Source organism: Fibrisoma limi BUZ 3 (assembly GCF_000296815.2).
Lineage (GTDB): Bacteria > Bacteroidota > Bacteroidia > Cytophagales > Spirosomataceae > Fibrisoma > Fibrisoma limi.
In genome coordinates this window covers 147,940-171,485 of the sequence record NZ_CAIT01000004.1, presented here as the reverse complement: position 1 = coordinate 171,485, position 23,546 = coordinate 147,940, and the positions used below count along the sequence as shown (strand labels likewise).

23 protein-coding genes and 1 riboswitch are annotated in these 23,546 nt (G+C 54.1%); of the genes, 4 read left to right on the top strand and 19 right to left on the bottom strand.

The genetic code is table 11. The annotated features are described in order from the left end of the window. Window positions 1-145: 145 nt before the first annotated feature. From BN8_RS01265 to BN8_RS01210, 12 genes are all read right to left on the bottom strand, one after another. The gene (locus BN8_RS01265; RefSeq protein ID WP_009279953.1) at window positions 146-1,159 is read right to left on the bottom strand and encodes a sterol desaturase family protein; all 1,014 of its coding nucleotides are present in this window, start codon (window positions 1,157-1,159) and stop codon (window positions 146-148) included. A gap of 191 nt (window positions 1,160-1,350) precedes the next feature. Further along, entirely contained in the window at window positions 1,351-1,668 is a 318-nt protein-coding gene (locus BN8_RS01260) for an AtuA-related protein (RefSeq protein WP_009279952.1), read from the bottom strand. Then, a complete protein-coding gene (locus BN8_RS01255) occupies window positions 1,665-2,987 on the bottom strand; it encodes an acyclic terpene utilization AtuA family protein (RefSeq protein WP_009279951.1) in 1,323 nt (440 codons plus the stop codon). Before BN8_RS01255 ends, BN8_RS01260 begins: the two co-directional genes overlap by 4 nt. Before the next feature lie 13 nt (window positions 2,988-3,000). Continuing rightward, window positions 3,001-4,296, bottom strand: a complete 1,296-nt coding sequence (locus tag BN8_RS01250; protein ID WP_009279950.1) for a CitMHS family transporter — start codon at window positions 4,294-4,296, stop codon at window positions 3,001-3,003. A gap of 279 nt (window positions 4,297-4,575) precedes the next feature. After that, complete coding sequence (locus tag BN8_RS01245; RefSeq protein ID WP_009279949.1) at window positions 4,576-5,613, bottom strand: methionine synthase; 1,038 nt, start codon at window positions 5,611-5,613, stop codon at window positions 4,576-4,578. Window positions 5,614-5,698: 85 nt separating this feature from the next. Continuing rightward, complete coding sequence (locus tag BN8_RS01240) at window positions 5,699-6,067, bottom strand: nuclear transport factor 2 family protein (RefSeq protein WP_009279948.1); 369 nt, start codon at window positions 6,065-6,067, stop codon at window positions 5,699-5,701. 63 nt (window positions 6,068-6,130) lie between these two features. Continuing rightward, window positions 6,131-6,640: a GNAT family N-acetyltransferase gene (locus BN8_RS01235; protein ID WP_009279947.1), complete on the bottom strand. Its 510-nt coding sequence runs from the start codon at window positions 6,638-6,640 to the stop codon at window positions 6,131-6,133. A gap of 5 nt (window positions 6,641-6,645) precedes the next feature. Then, window positions 6,646-7,008: a cupin domain-containing protein gene (locus tag BN8_RS01230; RefSeq protein WP_009279946.1), complete on the bottom strand. Its 363-nt coding sequence runs from the start codon at window positions 7,006-7,008 to the stop codon at window positions 6,646-6,648. Further along, complete coding sequence (locus BN8_RS01225; protein ID WP_144051552.1) at window positions 7,001-7,807, bottom strand: sugar isomerase domain-containing protein; 807 nt, start codon at window positions 7,805-7,807, stop codon at window positions 7,001-7,003. The genes BN8_RS01230 and BN8_RS01225 overlap by 8 nt, the downstream gene beginning before the upstream one ends. Further along, window positions 7,804-8,700 (bottom strand): ROK family protein, encoded by an 897-nt coding sequence (locus tag BN8_RS01220; RefSeq protein ID WP_009279944.1) that lies wholly within the window; start codon window positions 8,698-8,700, stop codon window positions 7,804-7,806. Before BN8_RS01220 ends, BN8_RS01225 begins: the two co-directional genes overlap by 4 nt. Continuing rightward, window positions 8,697-9,482, bottom strand: a complete 786-nt coding sequence (locus tag BN8_RS01215; RefSeq protein ID WP_040005348.1) for an SDR family NAD(P)-dependent oxidoreductase — start codon at window positions 9,480-9,482, stop codon at window positions 8,697-8,699. Before BN8_RS01215 ends, BN8_RS01220 begins: the two co-directional genes overlap by 4 nt. Before the next feature lie 53 nt (window positions 9,483-9,535). Then, window positions 9,536-10,729 carry a Gfo/Idh/MocA family protein gene (locus tag BN8_RS01210; protein ID WP_009279942.1) on the bottom strand — a complete coding sequence of 398 codons (1,194 nt, stop codon included), beginning with the start codon at window positions 10,727-10,729 and terminating at the stop codon, window positions 9,536-9,538. Window positions 10,730-10,842: 113 nt separating this feature from the next. Here BN8_RS01210 and pnuC point away from each other — a divergent pair, with 113 nt between their 5' ends. Both pnuC and BN8_RS01200 read left to right on the top strand, forming a co-directional pair. Then, window positions 10,843-11,526: a nicotinamide riboside transporter PnuC gene (pnuC, locus tag BN8_RS01205; RefSeq protein ID WP_009279941.1), complete on the top strand. Its 684-nt coding sequence runs from the start codon at window positions 10,843-10,845 to the stop codon at window positions 11,524-11,526. 147 nt (window positions 11,527-11,673) lie between these two features. After that, on the top strand, window positions 11,674-11,985 hold the full coding sequence (locus BN8_RS01200; RefSeq protein ID WP_009279940.1) for an isoamylase early set domain-containing protein: 312 nt from the start codon (window positions 11,674-11,676) through the stop codon (window positions 11,983-11,985). A gap of 85 nt (window positions 11,986-12,070) precedes the next feature. Here BN8_RS01200 and BN8_RS01195 read toward each other — a convergent pair whose 3' ends face one another. From BN8_RS01195 to BN8_RS01165, 7 genes are all read right to left on the bottom strand, one after another. After that, the gene (locus BN8_RS01195; protein ID WP_009279939.1) at window positions 12,071-13,006 is read right to left on the bottom strand and encodes a hydroxypyruvate isomerase family protein; all 936 of its coding nucleotides are present in this window, start codon (window positions 13,004-13,006) and stop codon (window positions 12,071-12,073) included. A 62-nt stretch (window positions 13,007-13,068) separates the two neighbouring features. Then, a complete protein-coding gene (locus BN8_RS01190; RefSeq protein ID WP_009279938.1) occupies window positions 13,069-16,191 on the bottom strand; it encodes a PVC-type heme-binding CxxCH protein in 3,123 nt (1,040 codons plus the stop codon). A gap of 115 nt (window positions 16,192-16,306) precedes the next feature. Continuing rightward, complete coding sequence (locus tag BN8_RS01185) at window positions 16,307-17,050, bottom strand: Dph6-related ATP pyrophosphatase (RefSeq protein ID WP_009279937.1); 744 nt, start codon at window positions 17,048-17,050, stop codon at window positions 16,307-16,309. After that, window positions 17,047-17,580 (bottom strand): bifunctional adenosylcobinamide kinase/adenosylcobinamide-phosphate guanylyltransferase, encoded by a 534-nt coding sequence (gene cobU, locus BN8_RS01180; protein ID WP_040005217.1) that lies wholly within the window; start codon window positions 17,578-17,580, stop codon window positions 17,047-17,049. Before cobU ends, BN8_RS01185 begins: the two co-directional genes overlap by 4 nt. Beyond that, entirely contained in the window at window positions 17,531-18,493 is a 963-nt protein-coding gene (locus BN8_RS01175; protein ID WP_009279935.1) for an ABC transporter substrate-binding protein, read from the bottom strand. The genes cobU and BN8_RS01175 overlap by 50 nt, the downstream gene beginning before the upstream one ends. Before the next feature lie 97 nt (window positions 18,494-18,590). Then, window positions 18,591-19,181, bottom strand: coding sequence for a DUF6580 family putative transport protein (locus BN8_RS01170; RefSeq protein ID WP_009279934.1), 591 nt, complete (start codon window positions 19,179-19,181; stop codon window positions 18,591-18,593). 14 nt (window positions 19,182-19,195) lie between these two features. Further along, window positions 19,196-21,187, bottom strand: a complete 1,992-nt coding sequence (locus BN8_RS01165; protein ID WP_009279933.1) for a TonB-dependent receptor plug domain-containing protein — start codon at window positions 21,185-21,187, stop codon at window positions 19,196-19,198. A gap of 141 nt (window positions 21,188-21,328) precedes the next feature. Continuing rightward, window positions 21,329-21,517, bottom strand: a riboswitch (cobalamin riboswitch). A gap of 205 nt (window positions 21,518-21,722) precedes the next feature. On the opposite strand from BN8_RS01165, the gene BN8_RS01160 reads away from it, so the two are divergent. Beyond that, window positions 21,723-22,583: a glycosyltransferase family 2 protein gene (locus tag BN8_RS01160; RefSeq protein WP_009279931.1), complete on the top strand. Its 861-nt coding sequence runs from the start codon at window positions 21,723-21,725 to the stop codon at window positions 22,581-22,583. A gap of 147 nt (window positions 22,584-22,730) precedes the next feature. Further along, window positions 22,731-23,501, top strand: a complete 771-nt coding sequence (locus BN8_RS01155; RefSeq protein WP_009279930.1) for an SDR family oxidoreductase — start codon at window positions 22,731-22,733, stop codon at window positions 23,499-23,501. The last annotated feature ends 45 nt before the right edge of the window (window positions 23,502-23,546 follow it).

Sequence of the window (23,546 nt, the reverse complement as noted above, 5' to 3'; positions counted from 1 at the left end):
GTCAATCAGAAGCCAGCAAAAAGGCATTTAGCGTTGGTCAATCGTATGTATGGCAACGTAGCCCCCTTCCGAAGCAGAAAATACAGTTTCTCAGCCGCGTATGGCCTACATACACTGGCTGTTGGAAGGGCCAGCTTATGTAAACTTAGCTTACTTGAGCCACGGGTTCGCCGGTGGCTTGTTGACGATAATTGTGACGAACCACTTTCGCTGTTTTGTGATCGCCTGTATGACTCCAGCCAGGCGGCATAACTACGTATAGAAGCTTATTTTTCAAGCCCGGTGCCCGCCTTATATCGTTGAATAAAGCATAAAACTCTCCAAAATAGGCATCCCCAAAATGCCCGCGCCTGATCTGACGGGATATGCCATATTCAATGGGGAGCTCTTTTTCTTCGGTTTGTAACGTACCGAATGCTTTGTCCCAAATAGGTAGTAAATTACAAAAGTTAGTGTCCATGTAAAGCGGGTTCTTCGCATGGTGCACCCGGTGGTGAGAAGGGGTTAGCAGGATGCCGTTGAGAAAGCCCAGTCGTCCGTCTTTCAAGAGGTTTTCTCCCACATGGATAAAGGAGCCCCAGGTCCCATCAATGAACATGATGAGAAACAAAAGCGGAGGGTTCACCCCGAGTAAGAGGCAAATGGTGGTCCGAATGACATCGGCATAGGGAGCCTCCAGGAAAAAGTGAGCATAGGTAACCGAAAGATTCATGTCTTCCGGGGCGTGGTGCGTAGCATGTAGGCACCACAACAACCGCACTTTATGCCCTAAATAATGATAGACAAAGTGAGCTAGTTCCCACACTACGTACCCGTAGAGAAACCAGTACCAGGTGAGGGTAGTCTTCAACAAGGCGTGTTCTTCAAATAAGGCAATGCAATAAGCGACTGCACTGATGGAAAGGTAGCGGGAAACGAAGCGATTGAAGATGTAAGTCAGAAAGGGTAGCTTATAGTTTTCCACCTTAAAGTTGCGGTATAAGCTACCCCGAATTAATTCGATCAGTAACAGCAACGGAATAAGGGGAGAGAGAGCCCCCTGAATCCCCTTCCAGGTAAGCAACGACTGGTAATCACCGGAGCGAAACATTTCCATCCAGTGGTGAATGCCCAGGAAACCGGTAAGCTCGTCAACAAGCAACTGAAGAATATCTGTCATCAGGAGTTACTTAACTTAGTAAAGAATAAAGTACTTTAATAAGCTGAAAAAGTATAAAACTTACTGATGTATACAGGGGAGATCTTCTTGCCAACTTATCCACCATCAGCCCGGAAAGGGTCTCCGGGAAAAAGAGCTTTTGACGCAAAAGCACCTCTGTGAGTAGCGTATGCTAATTGGTGCTTATTTCGCTAGAGATCATTGTCGATAACCATCTCCAGCAGCGCATAACTCAAACTTTTACCGTGGGTGTCGATCGTTAGAGAAGTAGTCACGCCACCACTCAAAGCCTGTTGACAGACAAACTGTAGAGCAGGCAGGTTTGGCAATTCATACCGCGTAATTTCGCCCAGTACCAGATCGCGAAAGTGGTGGCTAACAGCATCAGCCGTTACCTTCTCACACAATAACGGGTAGTCCTCCGGTTTGTAAGGAATCAGCGATAGCGTCAGGGTGTTGCCTTTGTCCCCCGCCCGACTATGAGCGATGTCATACAGCTTGATGGTCATGACTGAAAGAGCGTAACTTGAGGATTGGTTTTATCGCGATCCAGGAGTGTCGATACAATACCGACCACTTCATGAACGTATTTTCGGGCACCACCACCACCCGCTGGCCCATTGGTGTAAAGCGCTTCGACCTCTTCGCCCACTAAAGCCGCCTGCTCAGGGGTTGACGCTTTCCCTGCAACCCGAAGCCGCACTTCGTACGGGTCCGGATGGTCTCCAAAGTTAGTCCGGTGCACCGACGTAGTGCCCATGTAATCAATGCGAAGGTCCGTAAAGCGATCCTGCAATCGTTCCTGAATAATCGCTCCGGCCAGTTTCGCCCGACCCAGCGCATTTGACCCTGCATAAGAAATTTCCCCTTCGCCAACAAACCCAGCGTTGTACCCAACACTCACTTTTACCGTACTCGGGCGGGATTGGCCTTGTCCACCCGTCGCTTTCACCTGGTTTGGCCCAATTTCCTCCAAACGTACCTTTGTAAAATCGGCTACTACGTCGGGAGTCAAATACCGGCCTGGGTCCATGACCTCGTACAGAAGCTGCTCTTTGGCCGTCGCTACGTTTAACGATCCACCTGTCCCGTCTACTTTACTAAACACCGCCGTTCCATCGGCCGAAACGTCGGCAAACGGATGGCCCAGATGTGCCATGTCCGGGATGTCTTTTCTGCTGGGGTCTGCAAAATAACCACCTGTCAACTGGCCCGCACATTCCAGCAAATGCCCAATGACCGTGGCCTGTCCAATACGATCCGCATCATCCAGCGACCAGCCAAACTCGTGAACCATCGGCGCGACAAACAGCGACGGATCAGCCACGCGCCCGGTAAGGATGATGTCGGCACCGGTTGCCAAAGCGGGCAGGATAGCGTCCGCACCCAGATACGCGTTTGCAGAAATCAATGGACCGGCTTCCTGTACAGGTTGGCTCATTTCCAGCGAAATCTCATCACCTGTCAACTGATCAACTACGTCATCGCCCGTTACAACAGCTACAGTTACGGACAACGCAAGCCGTCTGGCGATGCCGACGATTACCTGGGCAGCGGCCAGCGGGTTCGCGGCACCCATGTTGGTAATCAAACGAACCTTGTTGGCCAGCAAAGACGGCAACAAACGGTCGATACGACGTTCCAGCAGTGGATCGTACCCAAGTGCCGGGTTTTGCTGCTTCCGTTTCTGGGCCAGCGCAATCGTTCGTTCGGCCAGGCATTCCAGCACCAGGTAGTCTAACTGCCCCTGCTGGGTCAGGATAACCGCCGGTTCCAGTCGGTCGCCGGAAAAACCGGCTCCGCAGCCAATACGAATACTCTTGTTCATAGCACCTCGCCATTTATAGGTGAATTGATCCAGTGAGCAGCGCGGCCAGTGTCATCACCAGTGTTGTTCCGAAGGCCCATTTCAAGATAAATTTCTGATGATCACCCAGATCAACTTCGGCCAGGCCAACCAACAGGAATGTCGAAGCTGTAAGGGGACTGACCGGAAAACCAACGGTCATTTGACCCAGCAACGCAGCCCGGCCAATTTCGAGCGGATCGATACCAAACTGCGTAGCGGTCTGACTTAAAATGGGGACAACTCCAAAATAATAGGCGTCTGGCGTAAACAACAAACTGGCGGGCATGCTGGTAATCGCTGTCAGCGTTGGCAACCACGCTGCATGTTGCTCGGGGATAAGCGAAACCAGGGAGGTTGCCATCGCGTCGATCATTTTCGATCCGGTCAGGATGCCCGAAAACACCCCTGCCGCAAAGATCATACTCGACACCATAAAAATATTGTTACCGTGGCTTCGCAGTACCTTTTGCTGATCGGGTAGCCTGGGGTAATTGATGAACAGCGCAACCGCACCTGCTACCACAAATAAGGCAGGCGTCGGAACCCAGCCCTTCATCAGGGTAACAATGAGTCCAATTGTCAATAGGGCATTGATCCAGAACAGCTTAGGCCGTCGTAGCTGCTGCTGTTGTTCGGTTAAATTTTCGTGATGCGAATAGGTCAGGTCGGTAATGCCTAGCCGTTTTCGTTCTTTCTGCCCAAACCAGTAGGCCACAAAAAGTACCCAGCCGACGCCGGCAATAATGGCTGGAATATTTGGATTGAACAACTGCGTAGCGTCGGTCTTTAGCGTCGAAATCGCGCGCGCTGATGTGCCCGACCAGGGAACCAAATGCAACGGACCAACGCTTAGCGCGACAATGCCGGACAAGACCAGACGGTTGATCTTTAGCTGTTTGTAGATAGGCAGGAAGGCCGACATTACAATCATAAACGTAGCCGTACCGTCACCGTCCAGATGGACGATCATGGTCAGAATAGCCGTACCGACAATTACCTTGAGTGGATCGCCTTTGACGTACCGGATGATTCCGGCAATGATTGGATCGAACAGCCCCGCATCAAGCATGGTCGCAAAATAGAGGACCGCGAACATGAGCAGGATTCCCGTGGGGGCTACCTGTTTAATGCCCGCCAGAATCATCTCGCCCAGTTCCTTCGGGCTGAATCCGGCCAAAAGCCCCATAACCAACGGCACTAAGACCAGTGCTGTAACGACCGACAATCGCTTGCTAATAATAAGCGCCAGGAAAAGACTAATGGTGGCAAATCCAAGAAAGGAGAGCATACAGTTATCTATTTCAACGCATCATTCTTAACGTACCACCCAGAGCATATACACCTACCTATTCTGCCCATGACGTGGATAGACCCAACAGATCTATCAGCACATCAACCGGTAGTACGCATTTGTACAATTATGTGGTGATTGACGTCAAGTTGTAAACGAAATGCCTGAGGCAAGCTAAACCGCTTACAGCATCTTAGCTGCGTAAAGAAGAATAGTTGCCCTTTACTGTGCCTAAAGAACCAGCGGGTTAAATCACTTAATTTCAGAATGGTCCTCCTATACAACCCCAAGCTCCTGCCGCACCTTTCTGGCCCCGGCCACCATGTTGGCCAGCTTTTGCTTCGCGGCCCAGCGGGCGGTCTGGCTCAGGCCACAATCGGGCGCAACGGCCAGTTTGTCGGCCGGTACGTAAGGCAGGCATTTGCGGATACGTTCGGCTACGTCGTCGGGTGTTTCGATGTAGTAGCTTTTCACGTCGATGACCCCCACCGCTACGTCGAATTTCTCGGCGAATCTTTCCAGCAGGTTCACTTCCGCAAAATTGAGAATGGTCATCTCGGAATGAAGTTCGTCAACCGTCATGTCCAGGAAGTCGGGGAGCATGGGCGCAATGGTCTTCTTGCCGACCGAGCGGCCTTTGTAATTGCCGAAACAGAGGTGCATGGACAACCGCGTTTTACCCACACCCGGCGCTACCGTCCGGTTAAAAATGTCGACAAAGCGTTTCGTGTCCTCCCTGTACGCGTAGCAGCTCATCGACGGTTCATCGACGCAGATTTCGGGAACGCCCAGCGCCACCAGATCGGCGATTTCTTTACTGACCAACGGCAGCAGCGCTTCGGTTATCTCCCAGCGATCTTTGTAAAAATTGCCCGGCAGCAACCGTCCGCTGAGCGTATAAGGCCCGGGAATAGACACTTTTAGCCCCTGCCCTTCCTGTGCCAGTCGTTTCAGACGCTGGTATTCTTCCACGACGCCCAGCCCCCTCGGGGCGGTCAGCGGCTCAACAATGTTGTGCTTACCGCGCTGGTCGTGAGCGGGTGGCCCGAATCGACGAAGTTCAGTTTCGTTGTTCTGGATGCCCTTGATGTAGCCGTAGAACGACAGGTTGAAATCGAAGCGGGTTTGTTCGCCGTCGGTGATGACATCGAGCCCAGCCGCGACCTGATCGTGCACGGATGCCACAACAGCGTCTTCAATCATTTCGTTGATGTCGGCGGGCCCAAACGCGGAAAGATTCTGGCTTGAAAACTCAAGCCAACCAGGAAACGGCATCGAGCCGACAACGGTGGTTTTGATAGGTACGGGTTGCATGGAAAAGGTGAAAGGGGAAGAAAGGGAGGAAGGAGAAAGGACGTAACTGGTTTATAACCTTTCTCCGTTACTCCCTCCTCCTTTTTTAACTATAATCGGTTAGTTGAGAAATTTTACCGTCTTTGAAGCGAAAGAAACTGACACCACGGATGGCCAGCGTATCGCCTGCTTTCTTCGCATCGGACAGGTCATGCGCCAACGTAGCGTGGTAATCGACCTCAACCGCGGCTACGTCGTCGCCCAGAACCATTGAACGTACCAACTGCGTTCGCTCGGAGAACAACTCAACCGAACGATGAGCCAGTTCAGCGAAAGCGGCTTTGCCGTGGATGGTCAGAACGCCATCGGTATTCGATACGTTCTCGAACACAACGTCGTCGTGTAACAGGTCCAGCATGCCGATTACGTCCATCCGGTTGTAAGCCGCGAGATACGCTTCGATCAGATCTTTCATTAGGTAAAAATGAACGTAAACTTCACTGAAATTTAGATAAGAATTGATTTTGCTCAACTGCGGCTACTCATCGAACACAAACTCCCACCACAGCAGATGCTCGACCCGTCCGAACAGGCGAAATCCGTTTTTTTCCAGCACTTTTTGGGACGCTACGTTCTCCACGTCCGTATCGGCCACCACACGCCGTATGTCAGATTGCTGCTTTGCCCAGGCCAGCAGTCCGCTCACCATTTCGCTCATGTAGCCCAGCCGCTGAAAAGCCGGGTAGGTACCGTAGCCAATCTCGACCGTACCGGTTTCGTCGGGCTCACCTTTGAACTTGGCATCGGCGACAATCTGTCGTTTTTCGCGATCAATGGCAATCCAGATCGTATGGAAAATAGGATCAAAGGCAGGGTCTTTCAACCGGGGAACAGTGAAGTGAACGATTATGCTGAGCAACGGCTCCGTCACCTGCCGATGGCCGGGCAGTAAACCCATCGTCTGCTCCAGCCGGTGGCTATCCGCAACGTGCAGTTGAAGCTGCTGGAGGGTCAGTGGAACAAGGGTCAGGCGCCGGGTATTGATCATACGACTCAGATACTCTCTAGTTCCTTCCGGGTACGTTCGTTGTCGACCGCCCCTGTGTTAACAGTAGTGGTCGGCTCCAGCATCATGATCCAGACCTCTTCGCCATTGGTTCGTGGCCGATGCTCAACGCCTTTGGGCACTATCAGCATTTCGCCGGGGGCTATCTCAACGGTTTTGTCCCGAAAATCCATGATTAACGTCCCTTTCCATACCAGAAACAGTTCGTCTTCCTGCTCGTGACTGTGCCAGATAAATTCATCCTTCACCTTGGCAATTTTAACGTGCTGGCCGTTGAGTTCACCGATAATACGCGGATTCCAATGGTCGTTGAACAGGCCGTATTTGTCAATGACGTTGATCTTATTCATGAGCGTTTGATTTTGATACGTAGGAAGCAATCCCTACGTTTTCGTAGAGCTTAGCCAGCCGGTGTGCGTGCTCATCGTAAGCGGCTTCGAACAGTTCCACGGCCCGTTCGGAGCCAACAACAGCCCCGGCACTCAGGACGTTAGGCGGCTGCCCGGCTTCAGTCAGCAGACGGGCAACCTCGGCTTTGATGCAGTTGACCAGCACCGCGCCACCGACCGTGCTACCCGGTGCTACGGGCGTGTCCAGTCCCGGCACCGTCACCATCGCGTCACCGACGGGGGCACCTGTATCTAAAACCAGATCTGCAAAATCGCCGAGTTTTTTGCCATCAGCGCGTTTGCTGGTGCTTTTTTCGGAGTGTTCCTTCGTAATCAGTGCCACGACCCTGACGCTGTGTCGCTGGAATAGTTCAGCCATTTCAATTGGTACGACGTTGCAGCCCGACGACGAAATGATCAGCGCGGAATCCTGAGCACTCAGGTCGAAGTTACGTAGAATGCGGTCGGCCAGGCCCGGTACATTCTCCAGGAACATGGCCTGCCGCTGGCCGTTTGCCCCGACGACCAGGTTATGGAACGTCAGCGATAGCTCAACGATGGGGTTAAAGCCAGGAAAGGAACCGTAGCGCGGCCACATCTCCTCGACCATAATCCGGCTGTGGCCGGAGCCGAAGACGTGCACCATCCGGCCGGCCAGGATGGAATCAGCGAACCAGCGGGCGGCCTGCTGTACCTGCGCCTGCTGCTGCTCGACCGTATCGAGAATAGCACGGCATTTTTGAAGGTATTGTTGAATCATAGTGATGTCTGAATAGCAAAACTCGCGGCCCCGATAGCACCAGCCATATCGCCAAAATGGGCAATCTTGACGGGCGTGGCCTGCCCACCGGGACGCCATTCGTATAAGCTCATGAATTCGGCTAAAGGCAGCAGCAGGTCATCTTCGGCCTGCGTGATGCCGCCCCCCAGCACGACCAGTTCCGGCGAGAAACAGTTAATCAGCGAGCTAACTCCCACCGCCAGCTTCCGCACGGACGTAAGCCAGAGCCACTGCGCAAAGTAATCGCCCCGTTTGTAGGCTTCGAGCAGTTGATACGTTGAGGAGAACCGGCCCAGCGACCGCTTCTGTATGGTAACATTGCCAATCGCGTCTTCCAGACTACCCGGTACGCCCGTAATGTCGCGGTCGCTTTCGGAATCGACCGTGATGTGGCCTACATGGCCCGCTTTCTGGAATGAACCCTGGTGCAGCTTTCCATCGATCAGTATGCCGCCCCCGACGCCCGTTCCCAGCGTTAACATCACTACGTTGCTGTGCCCTTTGGCTACCCCGAAGCGACTTTCGGCCATCAGGGCCGCGTGGGCGTCGTTCACTACGTAAACACGATCGTTCAGGAAATGGCCCCAGTGGAAGCCTTCCAGTCCCTGCAACCGGCCGGGCATGAACGCAATGTACTGGTTGGACTCATTGGGCAAACCCGGTGCCGACAACCCAACGGCCTTTACCGATCCCGGGCTTTGTTGCCGCAGATCAGCTACTGTTTCGGCGACGGCCTGTTTCCAATGGGCGTCGCTTCGGTCATTGTCGCCGTTGGTCGGGTGATAAAGCTGCTTGACGATTTCGCCCGTGTAGATATCCATCAGTACGCCCTTGATCCACGTACCACCAAGGTCAATGCCGATCGCGTTCATAGTTGTCCTTCCGAAACACTCCACCCGCCGTCGACGGTCAATACCTGCCCGGTGGTGAATTTTGACTGATCGGACATAAAATAAACCGCGGCTCCGTCGAGGTCGTTGGGCTGACCGATGCGCCCGCCATCCAGGGGTTGTTTGGTACGGGTGAAGGCCATAATGGTATCGTCATTGGCGGCTCGTTGGGCCATGGGCGTTTCGACTAAGGCCGGCGCCAGTACGTTGACGCGGATATTGTCGTGGGCGTAGTAAGCCGCTACCGATTTGGTAAAGCCAATCACCGCCGACTTCATGGCTGCGTAGGCATGCGTAGCGAAGTAGGCCGGCGAAGGCGATGAACCCAGCACGGAGCCCATGTTAAGAATGGTTCCGCCGGTTTTCTGCGCCCGAAACGCCCGAACAGCCGCCTGGTTCGACAGCATCAGTGAGGTCAGATTCAGGTTGACGGTAAAGTTCCAGCCTTCCAGCGTCAGGTCATGGAGGGGTCCGTCGCCCATGCGTCGACCACTGCCACCTGCTACGTGGTACAACCCGTCGAATCCCCCGAAAATGGTTTGGCACAACGCGATCGCTTTATTGGCCGTTTGTGGGTCAGCCGCATCGCCCGACATAGCCAGCCCATCGCCGTTAAGTTGCCGTTCAGCCGCCGTACAGCTTTCCGGGTTCCGCCCGACAACAACAACTCTGGCCCCTTCGCGAACGAATGACTGAGCCGCTGATAAGCCAATACCGGTTGTGCCGCCTACGACGACAATTCGTTTGTTAGTAAGCCAGGTCATTTCAAGCAAGTAGAAAACAAACTGGCGCAAGGTTGGTACCTGCGCCAGTTTCATTACACCAAATCCCGCTCAACGATTTTTCCGCTGGCTTTCTCCTTCAGGATCACCTTATGCCGGCCGTCGTGGGTTACTTCTTCTTTAATGAGATAGTGTTGCTCGTCGTAGTCCGTCAGGGTTTGCTCCTGCGATAGGCCTTCTTTGCCGCGCCACACGGGCAGGTTCACCGGTTCCCATTGTTTGGTTTCGGCCGATTTGTAAGCCGCATCCAGAATGGCATTGACGACGTACCCATCGTAGAAGGTTTCAGCGGCTTCGCGGCCTTCCTCGGCCGCGAAGAACATGTCCGTAAACATGTGGTTGTAGCCCAGGTCGTTGACCTCATCGCCCACGGGAAATAACCAGCCCGTGTTGGATTCCGCTTTTTCCGCTACGTAGTCGGCTCCTTTGCCGGTCGTGAACATCTCGAAGCCGGTGCGCAGGAAGTTGTTAATCCAGATCGTTCCTTCGGTACCCATCACCTCGTCGCGCAGGTCCATACCACCCCGGAATGTCCAGCTCACTTCAAACTGGCCGATCGCGCCGTTTTCGTACTTCACAAGGGCGATCGCGTGGTCCTCGGCATCGATTGGCTTCACCTGCGTAGCCGCCCAGCACATCACTTCTACGGGCCGTACGTCCTTACCAATGAAATTACGGGCAATCTCAACGCAGTGACAGCCCAGGTCGAGCATACAACCGCCACCGGCCTGCTCCTTGTCCCAGAACCAGTTCGAGTGCGGGCCCGGGTGTGTTTCGCGCGACTTTGCCCACAGAATACGTCCCAGTGCACCATTCTTAACCGATTCCATCGCCTTCAGAAACTTCGGCGTGTAGCATAGGTCTTCCAGGTATCCTGCAAAGATCCCAGCTTCTTCAACCACCTGTACCATGCGTAAAGCCTCGTCAGCGTTACGTCCCAGCGGCTTCGTACAGACTACATTCTTTTTATGCTTGGCGCAAAGCTGAACGGCAGGCTCATGGAGATTGTTGGGCAAGGCAATGCAGACCATATCGACATCGGGATGAGCAATTACCTCCTCCATATCAGTCGACCAGACGGAGCACCCGTAGTCGTCAGCAAACTTTTTAGCGGTTTCTTCCCGGCGGGCGTAGATGGCTACCACCCGGTCGCGGCTGCGCTGGCCGTGTAGTGATTCGGCATAAAAGCGGCCGATGAAGCCGCCCCCTAACATGGCAATGCGTTGCATAGACTGGTTATTAGGTTAGTGAACAAAGCTGCCTTATTCGGTATGGCATAACCAAGGTAAGGCTGTACTTTCGCAGGGCTAAAGGTAAAAACCCCCGCTGATTACTTCCAACTATGACCGATTTTTTTGACATTAATACGATTGCCTTCACTCTTTGGGGCTACTCGATGAGTTACCTGGAACTGATAGGTGTCTCCACCGGCGGGCTGGCTACCTGGCTGGTTGCCCGCAACAACACCTGGACATGGCCGGTGGGCGTGCTGAGCGCAGTCCTGTTTTTCTTCCTCTTCTATCAAATTCAGTTGTATCCCGATATGTTTCTGCAAGTGTTTTTCGTCATCACCTACCTGCGCGGCTGGTGGCGGTGGACGCATCCGGAGGCCGATGAAGTGGTCCGGCAGCGCGAACTTCGCGTTTCCCGGCTAACTACCCGGGAGCTACTAACCTGGCTATCGGCGGGGTCGCTGGTTACCGTCCTGCTGGGTACGTCTGCGAGTCGGTTGCATGAGTGGTTCCCGGTGTTATTTACCAAGCCGAGTGCGTTTCCGTATCTGGACTCGTTCACCACCACCATGAGCATCATCGCCACCTTTCTGATGATCCCCAAGAAGCTGGAATGCTGGTACCTCTGGTTGATTATTGACCTGATTTCGGCCTACATGTACTACGTAAAAGGGGTAAAACTGGTCAGCCTTGAGTACCTGATTTTTTGTTATTTTGCACTGGAAGGAGCCCGCAACTGGACGCGTGAATACCGCACTTACAGCCACTTACATAGGGAAGGGGCCGTACAGTAAAAAATTGTCTACTTTTTCGATGGCAGTATAAAACAAAATACATTGCTTAGTATTTTAGCAAGAAGTTTAGCCCTTAAAACCCTGACTATTATGATCTTGTAATTTTTGTAATATAATTTTGTCCCACGAACTAAACAATCGATCCGTATGGCTGTTGCCAAGCAATTTCTCAAAAGTAAACCGGTTGCTAAAGTAACGTTTGAATTACCGGCCGATGCCGTGAATGGTGCTAAAACTGTTTCGCTGGCTGGTGAATTTAATGGCTGGGATGTAAGTGCCTCCCCCCTCAAGAAGCAAAAAGATGGTTCATACAAAACGACACTCGAACTCCCTGTAGGTGCAGAATACCAGTATCGTTTTGTACTTGATGGTGAGAAGTGGACAAACGATAAGGACGCTGATAAGTATGTAGCAAGTGGGGTTTCCAACGAAGAAAACTCTGTAGTTGTATTGAAGTAATTGTACAATTCATAAAAAAAGGCCCGACCGTCTGGTCGGCCCGACCGTCTGGTCGGGCCTTTTTTTATGAATTGTACCGAATGGATTAGACCTGAAAACTATCCGACTCGACGTAGGCTTTGATCAGCGCTACCTCGCCATCTTTGCCGGGCTTTGAGTTGCCGTGTTCCATACCGAAGATAAAATCGCGGTTGTCTTCCTTCATCTTCTTGTGGATGTACTCGAACACCTTCTTGTAGTTGATTTCGCCGGTAGTTGGCTCCTTCCGACCGGGGTTGTCGCCAATCTGGAAATACCCGATTTCGTTCCAGGCCCAATTGATGTGCGGAATGATGTGCCCTTCGTTTTTCTGCATGTGGTAGATATCAAACAGAATCTTACAGGCGGAACTGTTTACACCACGGCAGATTTCGTAGGTCTGATCGGAGGTACGCAGGAACAGGTTGGGCGTATCGCTGAGCGGTTCCAGCACCATCACTAAACCATTTGGCTCCAGGATTTCGGCACCCCGACGTAGCGCGTCGATCACATGGCCGGTTTGAATACCAATCGGCAGATTACGCTCAAAATCACCGGGTACGACCGTCATCCACTTGGCGTTACAGCGCTTAGCCGTTTCAACTGCGCGCTTGCAGCCATTCAGAAAAATGTCGATGTGTTCTTTCTTACCAGCCGCGAGGGTGTTCTGTGAGTTGCCCCCTTTATCGACTACGAACACACCCATGGTCATGCCGAGTCGATCAAGCTCTTTGCCAATCTTTTCCTGCGTAGCCGCATCGCGACCCATCATGCCGTTGTCTTCCAGCGCGGTGAAGCCCATGTCAGCCATGAACTTGAGCTGATCAATCAGGTCTTTACCGGCACTGTTCTCAAACATGCCGAAGTGCGGAGCGTACTTGAGTTTGAAACTGTTCTTGGCCAGTGAAGCCGGTTGTGAATGCCAGTCGCCGGCTGCGGTTCCCCCAGTTATTGCCGCTCCGGCTAGACCAAATGTTGATTTTACAAAGTTGCGTCGTTGCATAAAAAGGAAAGGATCAATTGTGTCTGCCAGCCGATCATGCGACTGGCAGACAAAGAAAAGAATTATTTTTTCTTCAAACTTGCCAGATATTCCACCAGATCCACCAGTTGCTGGGTGCTCATGGCTTCCTGCAAACCGGACGGCATCATGGACGAATCCATCTTCTTCATCGAGACCACATCGGCCATCTTGTAGTTCTGCACAACACCGCCCGGAAACTTCATCTGAAGGTCAGTTTCGGTTTTGCTGGCGATGATACCGGCCATGGTGCTGCCGTCTTTGAACTTCACTTCGTAGCCTTCGTAGCCAAAACTAATACCCGCGTCGGGGTGCAGGATAGCCAGATACTGCCCTTCCTTGGGAAGTTTACTGCCAATCTCCGACAATTTTGGTCCGAAATCCATGCCTTCGCCGTTGACCTGATGACAGGTTGAGCAGTTGGTTTTGAAAACCGTAACCCCACGGCTGGCGTCGCCGTTCATGGCCAGCAGTTCGTTCATTGTAGGTAGTTTCTTGCCTTCCGCGCTGTTACCACCGTCCAGATAACTGGCGGCTTCCTGCCGGATTTTCTTACGCCAGGCACCGCTGACACCCTGTACGGCGGCTTTTTTGTAATCGCCTTTAATATCACCGGACTTCAACAGGGCAATCACCATATCTTCGCCGTTGCCACTGCCTCCGAGTGCGCGGTTTGCTTCCATACGCAAGGCCGTCGACCGTTTTTCGTCCAGCGCTACGGTTTTCAATATGTCCAGCGATTCTTTGCTGCCAACCCGACGTAACGCGGTCACCATACTGACCGCGGCATCCGGATCAGTACCGTTTAGTACGTCCCACACCATCGAACTGCCTTTCTGTTTGAGCAACTGACGGGCGGCTGCGCTGCCGACATTATCGCTTGGCTTGTCGAGTGCCAACTGGCGGAGCCGGGCATTTTCGGAAGCAGGTTCGTAGCGGGCTACCAGTTCCATATAGTCCGGTTTGCCATAGACCTGATCCAGCAGGTTCTGGAGGGCGGTCATGGCTACCTTATTCTGTTGCACAAACGCCGGGTCGAGGTGACGCAGCGCCAGTTTGTTTACGTCCGTGTTCTGTCCCGACTGAATGATGTTCAGCAGCGCCGTTGACTTCTCAGTGGCGCCGGAATTGAAATCGAACGCCCGGAAGTACCGCAGCCGGTTGTTCAGATCAACGCCCGGATCGGCGGCCAGCTTAGCCAGGAGGGGTACTGACTCTTTCGTACGGGCCCGCCAGACAATATCGCGGCCAGCGGCACTGGCAATGGCCGGGGCGCCGTCGCGTTCATTACCCATTTGCTTCAGCCAGGCAGCGTAGTAACTGTCCCATTGGCCGTCGGCCCCGATACCGAGGGCTTCCAGATACCAGCGGTCTTTACCGTCATGTTTGGCGGCCAGTTGCGCCCACAGACCCGGGGCTTCGGCCGCTGCACTGCGACGTAACGCGATGGCGCACTCACGACGTACCTGCGGGTCGGGGTCGCTGACCAGTTGCTTCACAGCCGCGATGGTCAGGTCGTTACTGAGCTGGCGAGCCGCACGTAAGGCCGTGATGCGCAGGTCCGGATTAGGGTCTTTCAGCGCGGTTTCAACGTATGATTTACCTTTGGGCAGCTTGCTCAGCAACCACAGCGCACGGGCTTTCATGCGCGGGTCGGCGGCAGTTTTGTATAATTTCGCCAGCGGCTTTTCCGCTTTCGCACCCATTTCGTGAAGCTTGTTCCAACCGGCGTAGCGAATAGCCATGCTCGGGCTTTGCAGGGCTTCAATAGCTCCTTCGGTGGTCGAAACGTCTACTTTTGGCTGTTTGTAAGGCGTATTGGGCGGAGCAACGCGGTACACCCGACCCCGGTTCTGATCGCCAGCCTGGTGACCTCCCACCCCCGGATCATACCAGTCGGCGATGATCAGCGACCCATCCGGCGCTACGCACACGTCGGCCGGGCGGAACCACTGGTCGCGGGCGCCTTCCAGAATGTTCACAATGCTGGCCTTATAACCAGCACCGTCTTTCGTAACCGGATACGACCGGACTACGTTCGGGCCAGCATCGCAGTGAATCATCTGTCCCTGAAACTGCTGCGGCAGCAACGTACCTTCGTACACAATGATACCCGTTGGTGAACCGGCACCGGTTTGCAGCAGATTCGGCACAACACCCGGGTCGTTCAGGTGCCAGTGGCGTTTCGGAATTTCGGGCTCAATATTGGTGCGATTCGCCTGCCAGCCCGCTCCGGTCATTTCGTCGGTGTAACCATAGTTACCACCTTCCATAACGAAATTGATCCGGACGCCCTTGTTGCCGTCGTCGTCATTGTCCGACTGCCAGAGTGTGCCGTAGGAGTCAACAGCGACTTCGTAGTTATTCCGGAAATTATGCCCCAGCACTTCTACGTTACTACCGCCCGGGTCGCAGCGGAACACCATGCCCTGCTTGAAGTTTTCTTTGTTGATGGCTTTCCCGGTAACTTTGTCAATGACCGGCTTACCATCTTTGTCGAGGAGTTGTTCGCCGGAATTACCGAAGTTGAAGTACCACTTACCATCGGGCCCGAACACGAAGGTGTGCATGCCGTGGTCGTGCTGCTCGCCACCGATACCGGTAAAAAGTAACTCCTTTTTGTCGGCCTTATCGTCGCCGTTTTCGTCGGTGAAGACGTAGACGTTCGGACTATTCGACACAATTACTTTGTTGCCCTGCACCCAGATTCCCAGGGGCGATTCAACGTCTGGCCCCTGATAGAACACCTTGCTCACGTCGGCCTTACCATCGCCGTTCTGGTCTTCCAGAATCACGATCCGGTCGCCTTCCTTGTGGGTTGGGTTACCGTTGATGGCCGGGCGGTAGTTGTACGCTTCACAGACCCAAACGCGACCTTTGGCATCCACATCGATGTTGGTCGGGTTGGTCAGCATCGGCTCGGCTGCGAACAGCGTAGCTTCCAGTCCGGGAGCGATATTGAGGCTACCAACGGCGTACTTCGGGTCGTGTTTGTCGTCGTCGCTCAGTTGCGCGAAGAGCCGGTTCAGATATGTTCCCGACGCCTGGTTGAGATTACGGTTCTGATACGCGCCAATCAGCGCTCCTCCCACGAGCAATCCGGCCGCTGAAAAGACCAGCGCCCGCCGGGCCATAGAGGATGAGAAGGGGATTCGGAAGGATGTCATAAACAGAAACGAGTAAGGCAACGCATTGTACGATAACTCGTAAATTTAGTAATGAAAGGCAAATGAATGCCAAAACTACCGCATCGCTGTTTATGAATTATCCTGCTCTGGGTGGCTACGGAATGGCCACTTCCTGGGGCGCCAACCAGAGTTCCTGATACCAGAAACCCGTGTCCCAGTCACTATCCGTTTGATCGGTATGGCAGTCGCTGCCACCGGATGGGGCGTAGGTTCGGCGCACTACCTCTCCTTTCTCGATTGGAATGGGCTGAGCGAACAGAGGCCCGTCGTAAACGAAGGTATGGTACTCGCCGTTTTCTCCGCAGGGATCAACCGTTTTGGGCAGGTCTTTCAATAAATCCAGGTCCAGTTCGCGGCCAACGAACTCGCGACTCAGTTGCTTTTCGTTCACACAGACCAATACCGCCCGGAAACCCAGATCAACAAACTCATGGATCAGATCCGTGGAACTACGCTGCCAGATCGGGAATACGCCCCTGAGACCGACCTGCTGGAGCTGCGTTTCGCGGTACTGCCGGAGATCCTCCAGGAAAATATCGCCGAAGATGGAATGCGTGACACCCTGTTGTTGAAACGCTTGCAACGTTTCGAACATCCGGGCGTTGTAGGTTTCCATCGATACGTCGCCGGGCAGCAGCAACTGGTGAAGCGGCAGCCGGAGTTGCCGGGCCTGCTCCATCAGCAAGTCCGCCCGGACACCATGCATACTCACACGGTTGTGCTGCTCGTTGACGGTCGTCAGCAGACTTACTACGTCCCATTGTCCCGACTCCCGGGCGTGGTAGAGCGCCAGCGCCGAATCCTTGCCCCCGCTCCAGTTCATGATGGCTTTGTTCATGGTATCGCTGTTTTGATTGGTACTGGTATCCCGCTGATCATTAAGGTAACGGCGTCGGCCTGGCCAGCTACGTATTGATTGGCCCAGCCCTGCAAGTCGGTAAATGCCCGACCAACGGCTGTTTCGGCATGAACACCCATGCCCAGCTCATTCGTTACGATGATGAACCGACCGGGCATCGTCAGCAACGTATCGATTTCCTGTTTGAACAAATATAACGACTGCGCTACGTCCTGTTGCGTATCGAGAAAGAAATTGGTCAGCCAGAGCGTTACGCAGTCTATCATCACCACCTGATCTGCTAAGGGTAACCGACTGACGTACCGCTGCTCTTCAAAAACGGTCCATTCCGGACCACGGTCATGCCGGTGGTGCGTTACCCGCTCAGCAAACTCATCGTCCCAGACCCGGGCCGTTGCTACGTAAATAGGCGTTTCGCTCCACTGCCGGGTCAGTTCCTGCGCATACCGGCTTTTACCGCTACGCGCCCCGCCCGTAATCAGATGCAGATACGCTTGTCGAGGGAGCATACAGGACATGAACTTTATGGCGTAAGGCTTCAGGAACGGCGAACAGATCGGGGTGGAAACAAGCCGCGAGGAGTTCAATACCGTCCACTAAGGTAGCCGCCGAGGGTTGCGTAAACAAATCATAGTCGGCAATATAAACGGCTTTGTTCTGTACGGCCCGCAGTTCGTGCCAGCCGGATTGCCGCTCCAGCACCGACAGTTCCTGAAGCGTCCGGTCGGTTGCGAACCCGCATGGCGCAATCACCAGCACCTCCGGGTCATACCGGCGAACTTTCTCCCAGGACGTGACGATGCTATCGCCCGACGGATTGCCGAGCATGTCGATACCGCCCGCATAGGCAATCTGATGCGGAATCCAGTGGCCGCAGTTATAAATCGGGGCCATCCACTCCATCACCATGACACGTTTGGGTAGCGCCCGCTCGGCCCGCAACCGGTCAATCACCGCGTCAATCCGGTCGCGCAACCGTTGCAGATACGTGTAAGCCGCTTCTTCATGCCCCAGCGCCGAGGCAATGGCCACGGCCGTATCGAACACATCGGTCAGGCTCTGGGGCGTCAGCGGTACTACGGTGGGTTGCTTAGGCAATCGGTCCAGCACTGCGTGTGTGCACTTCGTATCGATCTGGCAGACTTCGCAGACATCCTGCGTGAAGATTACGTCGGGTGCAATCTGATGCAGAGCGTCTTCTTCCACGTAGTATAGGCTGCGCCCTTCGGCTTTGGAGGCCGAAAAAATCCGGTCGATTTCTTCGCTGCTGTAGTCGTGCCCTTCCAGCACGCATCGCACCAGGATGGTTTTTTCGGCGCGGGCTGGTTCCGGGCATTCAAACGTAACGCCGTACAATAAATCCTGCAGGCCCATGTCGTAGACCATCTGGGTAGCAGCGGGCAAAAACGAACAAGCTTTCATAATTCATAGTTTCACCGCAAAGACGCCAAGATTACGCAAAGAGCGCAAAGAATATATTAGCGAACTTTGCGTAATCTTGGCGTCTTTGCGGTTAATATCATGCTACTGCCAGCTTCGGATAGCGTGCTTGCAGCCACTCAAATCCACCGAACAGCACCGCGCTGTAAATCAACGTACCGGCCAGAAAATTGCGCATATAGGGAACGCCCTGCAATATGCACTGCTGCCAGCCCGCAAAATCGCGGCTCAGCGGCAGGTTTGTGCGTAGGTCTGTTCCGCCAACCAGCCAGACACTCGTATCGGCCAGCAGCCAGTGGGTCAGTGAGGCTACCAAAGCGGCTACCAGTACGTTCTTAACCGATACCTTTTGCAACAGCACCTTGCCATACCACACAATCAGGGCGAAGATGCCGTAAATCCAGTACCAGCCGTCGTACATGATACCAAACCGACCGTCGAGCAGAACGACGTTGATTGCCAGATCGCTGAGCCACAGGGTAAGCAACGGCAGACCGAACGCTTTCCAGCGGTTCGAAAAATACGAACCTCCAAAGAGCGCCATAGCGCCGATGGGCGTGAACGTCGAGATGGCCGATACATCGTCGACCGTGTTGACGATACGTACCGCTGCAGCCAGCCCAATGAACAGCAGCAGCACAACGAAGCGGGGATTGAGGGATTGTTTCATGAGGTCACTATCTATTACCAGGTGAATCGTAAGCCAACCATGGCGTTGCGGCCACGGGTATTGTATCCGTAAATGTCGAAGTACTTCTCGTTAAACAAATTGCGCACATCAGCATACACCCGAAGCTGAGACGTCAGTTTGCCTTCTGCATACAGATCAACGGTGGTGTAACCGGCCAACGTAACATTACGGGTTGCCGAGCCCCCGAAAAACCGGTCAGTTCGGGAGCCAATTGAGCGAACCGTCGCATTGACCAGCACTCGGGGCGTGATCTGATACCCGGCGCTGGCGTTGAATTGCGCTTTGGGTCGGCGGAACAGGTTGTTGTACATTGTGTCGCGTCCGGCCACCTGCGTCGTGATGGCGCCGTCGAGCAAGGTCAGGTTGGCCGTTAACAGCAATCGGTCAAACTGCCCCTGCGCTTCCAGTTCCCAGCCGTGATCATGCTGGCGGTCAAAATTGATGTAGCGACCGTAGGGGTCTACGTTCAGCGATTCAAAATACAGCACGTCCTGAATCTGCCGATCGAAATACACGACCCGCAGCCAGGCATTACGGCTTTTGGTGAACAACTGAACCCCCGCTTCGACCGTATGGCTTCGCTCCGGTTTCAGGGCTTTGTTGCCGTAGGGCGAGAAAAGCTGATAGAGCGTTGGTGCGCGGAATCCCGACGACAGATTCGCGAACAGTTTGATCTGATCGGCCAGCAGGTACGATGGATTGAACGAATACGTAAAGACACTTCCGTATAACGAATTCCGGTTGTAGCGTCCACCCAGTTCAATCGACAGGCCTTTGTACGGCGTCACGATGCCCGTTGCATAAACCCCCAATTGGCCAATGCGGGCCGTATCAGCCCCGATCGGCGGAGACTGGTACGGCCCATATTCACTGATGGACAGGTAGCTCTGGTCGGTGTTGCTGAATCGGTAATCGGCTCCCGTCAGTAACTCGCCCCAGGTGTTTACTTTCAGTGTATGATATACTTCGGCATAATGAGCCACGCCACCGTATTCCTGGTATGAGTAGTTCTCAAACGCACCGGATTCAATAGCGGTCGAATCGTTACGGTACGTCCGGCGGGTATCGCTCAGGCCGTAATTGATCACCAGTTGGCCACGCTGGTGGCGGTATTCCAAACCCGTAGCCAGTTGCTTGAACTGATTTCGGAACGTAAAGTCTTTCTCATCGGCAAATGCTCCGGCATCTACATCACTCTGATAGGCCGTTGTCAATCCGCGCAGTTTCAGGCTCAGCTTTTGGGTGAGTTGCAGCGTCAGGTTACCCAGGAACGCGTTCTGCCGATAGCCATCGTTGTCGAAGTTGCGGGTGCCGGTGGTATCCGTAGCAGCCGAAAAGCCGGCCGACGACAAGCGCGTGTACTGAACGTTATACGACAGTTTGCTGGTCTGGCCACTTACGCCAACCGTCCCACGGAAGGTATTATACGTCCCGTAGTTCAATGAGGCCGTAGCGCCCAGCGGCTTCTGGCCAGCGGTACCCGTTCCTCGTTTGGTAAAGATGTTGATCACCCCCGCCACGGCATCCGATCCATAGGTGGTCGACTGAGCCCCGCGCAGAATCTCGATGCGATCGCACTCCCCAACCGTCAGCAGGTTCAGATCGAAGGTATTGGCCGATCCCGAAGGGTCGTAGATAGGCAGCCCATCCAGCAGGATCAACGTATTACCGGCCGATGCCCCGCGCAGGTAGATGTCGGGGTTGGTACCGAGCGGTCCGTTGGCACCGACGATCTGCAACCCCGCCTGCCGAGACAGCAGTTCGCTGACCGACTGCGTAGCGTACCGTTGCAGCACTGAATCGGATAATACCGTGACGACCTTGCCGGTTTGTGAAAGCTTCTGCTCGACCTTATTGGCCGTAACCGTAACGGCGTCTAACTGAAGGGAGCGTGATACTGATGAATTGGGATTGTCCTGCCCCAATGCAGGCAGGCAGAGAGTGGCCATGAAGGCCGACAGCAACGTAGTAGTTTTGCTCATCATTAATCAGGTTGATTAAGTAATGAGCTGTCGGAAAGTGAAACAAAAGATAGACGAGAAATTCACCCGTCAACGGACACGTGCGTGCCCACGCCAATCGCTAGACAAACGTCTTTCATCCCCGGCTTTTTTCCCGAAAGCTCGATCATGAATTCGTTTGAGGCAGGTCTTCTGGCTCGCTCTACCGACAACGCCTTCCCACCCGAGGGGCAGTGGCCTTTGTGTTGCCGACTGGAAAAAGAGCTTACAGCTACGGGAATAGCCCCGGATTTGCACCGGTGTTCCCTTTTAATCGCCCGTGTTACCGGGCAAACCTTAAACGCGTTGCAAAGGTAGTTTTTCTATCGATAAAATTCCAATTCACTCTTTGACTAGCACTGGTTTGTCAGCGTCTGCTGGTCCTTCGGCCGAATTTGTTGCCGACGAACAAAATGGTAAGTCAGCAGCCGACAGACCATTCCCTCACTGGACAAATCCGAGTCCAAACGCCCCGCCGACGGCCCGGGTTTCATTAGGGTTTAACCACTAACCGCTCCGTATGAACGCCGATGTTACCGTGGTGATAGTCACCCGCAACCGGGCAAAGGGCCTTCTCAGCACACTCGAGCAGCTACTGGCCTTACCGGAACAGCCTCCCATCATTGTTGTCGACAACCAGTCGACCGATGACACGGTTGAGCAGGTACGCACTACGTTCCCCGCCGTTACGGTGCTGGCCCTACCGGAGAACCGGGGTTGTTCGGGTCGAAATGAGGGGGTAAAAGCTGCCCAGACGCCATTGGTTGCGTTCTGCGATGATGATTCGTACTGGGAACCGGGCGCGCTGACTAAAGCTGTACAGTATTTTCGTCAGTATCCGCACCTAGGCGTACTGGCAGCCAAAGTGTTTATTCACGGCGAACGTCTGGAACCGGTTTGTCAGGCCATGCACGACAGCCCGATCACCGATCCCCAACCACTACCCGGCCCGGCTATTCTGGGCTTCGTCTGCTGTGCCGTGGTGGTACGTCGTCAGGCCTTTCTGGAAATAGGAGGGTTCAACACTCGTTTTGCCATTGCCGTCGAAGAGCGAATGTTTGCAGTCGATATGCGAACAAAAGGCTGGAGCCTGGCCTATGCAGAAGACATAGTTGCCCGCCATTATGCATCCAGTGTTCGTAACATGCCCGTGCGCACCGCCCTCACTACCCGCGACACGATCTGGTATTACTGGCTTCGTCGGCCGCTGTACTACGCCCTGCGCCATACCTGGCATATCGTCCGGATTAGCCGCCGGGACCACAACGTGCGCCGGGGTCTGAAGGACGCATTCCGCTCAGCACTGTACATCTGGCGCAATCGTCGGGTAGTGCCTTCCAATGTGGAACGGCAGATCCTTAAAATTGAAAGCTTCTATTGACCGGATCGGCGGCCTGCTTATCGCGCCCAGCAGCAACCGACAGAAAGGCGGGAAGTACAGGGATACCAGGCAAAAAGGTGATTGCTACGTTGTCGAAGTACCGGCCGGAACGCATAACTTTCAGCCGAAACTTTTGAAACGTAATCAATGACCTTACCTACTTGGCAACTCAACGGCCAGCGGGCGCTCGTAACGGGCGGTACGAAAGGCATCGGAGAAGCCATCGTACAGCAGTTTTTACAGCTTGGCGCAGCCGTATTCATCGTCGCCCGCGATAACGAACGCCTGCAGGAGCAACTGGCAACGTATCGTCAACAAGGCTACTCCGTAGCGGGTTTATCGGCCGACCTAAGCCAGCCTGGCGTTGCTTCGCAGATCATCGACGCCGTTCAGACGACCTGGGGCAACCTGGACATTCTGGTGAACAACACCGGCACAAACATTCGTAAACCCACTGCCGACTACAGCCCCGCAGAATACGACCACGTTCTGACAACGAACCTCCGATCGGCCTATGAGTTAAGCCAGGCCGCTTATCCACTGCTGAAAGCGTCGGGTCACGGTAAGATTGTGTACATATCGTCGGTATCGGGCCTGACGCACACCAGCAGCGGCTCACTATACGGCATGAGCAAAGCCGCCATGAACCAACTTACGCGCAATCTGGCTGTAGAGTGGGCACCGGATGGCATTCGGGTCAATGCCGTAGCGCCGTGGTACATTCGCACGCCATTAGCCAGCCCCGTGCTGAACAACCCCGACAAGCTGGCGGGCATTCTGAGCCGTACGCCCATGAAGCGCATCGGTGAACCCGAGGAGGTGGCTTCCGTGGTTTCGTTTCTGTGTATGCCTGCGTCGGGTTACGTGACCGGCCAGACCATCGCCGTAGACGGTGGTCTGCTGGCATGGGGGTTTTAAATGGGTTCTGGTGGACAGCCGCACTTTACTTTTGTGTGTTACCCC

Bases quoted from the DNA above. Each gene is read 5' to 3' on its own strand.
- BN8_RS01245 (WP_009279949.1), bottom strand. From the start codon at position 5,613: ATGCAACCCGTACCTATCAAAACCACCGTTGTCGGCTCGATGCCGTTT.
- BN8_RS01175 (WP_009279935.1), bottom strand. From the start codon at position 18,493: ATGAAAGCTTGTTCGTTTTTGCCCGCTGCTACCCAGATGGTCTACGAC.
- BN8_RS01250 (WP_009279950.1), bottom strand. From the start codon at position 4,296: ATGCTCTCCTTTCTTGGATTTGCCACCATTAGTCTTTTCCTGGCGCTT.
- BN8_RS01210 (WP_009279942.1), bottom strand. From the start codon at position 10,729: ATGCAACGCATTGCCATGTTAGGGGGCGGCTTCATCGGCCGCTTTTAT.
- BN8_RS01190 (WP_009279938.1), bottom strand. From the start codon at position 16,191: ATGACATCCTTCCGAATCCCCTTCTCATCCTCTATGGCCCGGCGGGCG.
- BN8_RS01260 (WP_009279952.1), bottom strand. From the start codon at position 1,668: ATGACCATCAAGCTGTATGACATCGCTCATAGTCGGGCGGGGGACAAA.
- BN8_RS01265 (WP_009279953.1), bottom strand. From the start codon at position 1,159: ATGACAGATATTCTTCAGTTGCTTGTTGACGAGCTTACCGGTTTCCTG.
- BN8_RS01170 (WP_009279934.1), bottom strand. From the start codon at position 19,181: ATGAAACAATCCCTCAATCCCCGCTTCGTTGTGCTGCTGCTGTTCATT.
- BN8_RS01220 (WP_009279944.1), bottom strand. From the start codon at position 8,700: ATGAACGCGATCGGCATTGACCTTGGTGGTACGTGGATCAAGGGCGTA.
- BN8_RS01215 (WP_040005348.1), bottom strand. From the start codon at position 9,482: ATGACCTGGCTTACTAACAAACGAATTGTCGTCGTAGGCGGCACAACC.
- BN8_RS01230 (WP_009279946.1), bottom strand. From the start codon at position 7,008: ATGAATAAGATCAACGTCATTGACAAATACGGCCTGTTCAACGACCAT.
- BN8_RS01160 (WP_009279931.1), top strand. From the start codon at position 21,723: ATGAACGCCGATGTTACCGTGGTGATAGTCACCCGCAACCGGGCAAAG.
- BN8_RS01255 (WP_009279951.1), bottom strand. From the start codon at position 2,987: ATGAACAAGAGTATTCGTATTGGCTGCGGAGCCGGTTTTTCCGGCGAC.
- cobU (WP_040005217.1), bottom strand. From the start codon at position 17,580: ATGCTCCCTCGACAAGCGTATCTGCATCTGATTACGGGCGGGGCGCGT.
- BN8_RS01185 (WP_009279937.1), bottom strand. From the start codon at position 17,050: ATGAACAAAGCCATCATGAACTGGAGCGGGGGCAAGGATTCGGCGCTG.
- BN8_RS01155 (WP_009279930.1), top strand. From the start codon at position 22,731: ATGACCTTACCTACTTGGCAACTCAACGGCCAGCGGGCGCTCGTAACG.
- BN8_RS01235 (WP_009279947.1), bottom strand. From the start codon at position 6,640: ATGATCAATACCCGGCGCCTGACCCTTGTTCCACTGACCCTCCAGCAG.
- BN8_RS01200 (WP_009279940.1), top strand. From the start codon at position 11,674: ATGGCTGTTGCCAAGCAATTTCTCAAAAGTAAACCGGTTGCTAAAGTA.
- BN8_RS01225 (WP_144051552.1), bottom strand. From the start codon at position 7,807: ATGATTCAACAATACCTTCAAAAATGCCGTGCTATTCTCGATACGGTC.
- BN8_RS01195 (WP_009279939.1), bottom strand. From the start codon at position 13,006: ATGCAACGACGCAACTTTGTAAAATCAACATTTGGTCTAGCCGGAGCG.
- pnuC (WP_009279941.1), top strand. From the start codon at position 10,843: ATGACCGATTTTTTTGACATTAATACGATTGCCTTCACTCTTTGGGGC.
- BN8_RS01165 (WP_009279933.1), bottom strand. From the start codon at position 21,187: ATGATGAGCAAAACTACTACGTTGCTGTCGGCCTTCATGGCCACTCTC.
- BN8_RS01240 (WP_009279948.1), bottom strand. From the start codon at position 6,067: ATGAAAGATCTGATCGAAGCGTATCTCGCGGCTTACAACCGGATGGAC.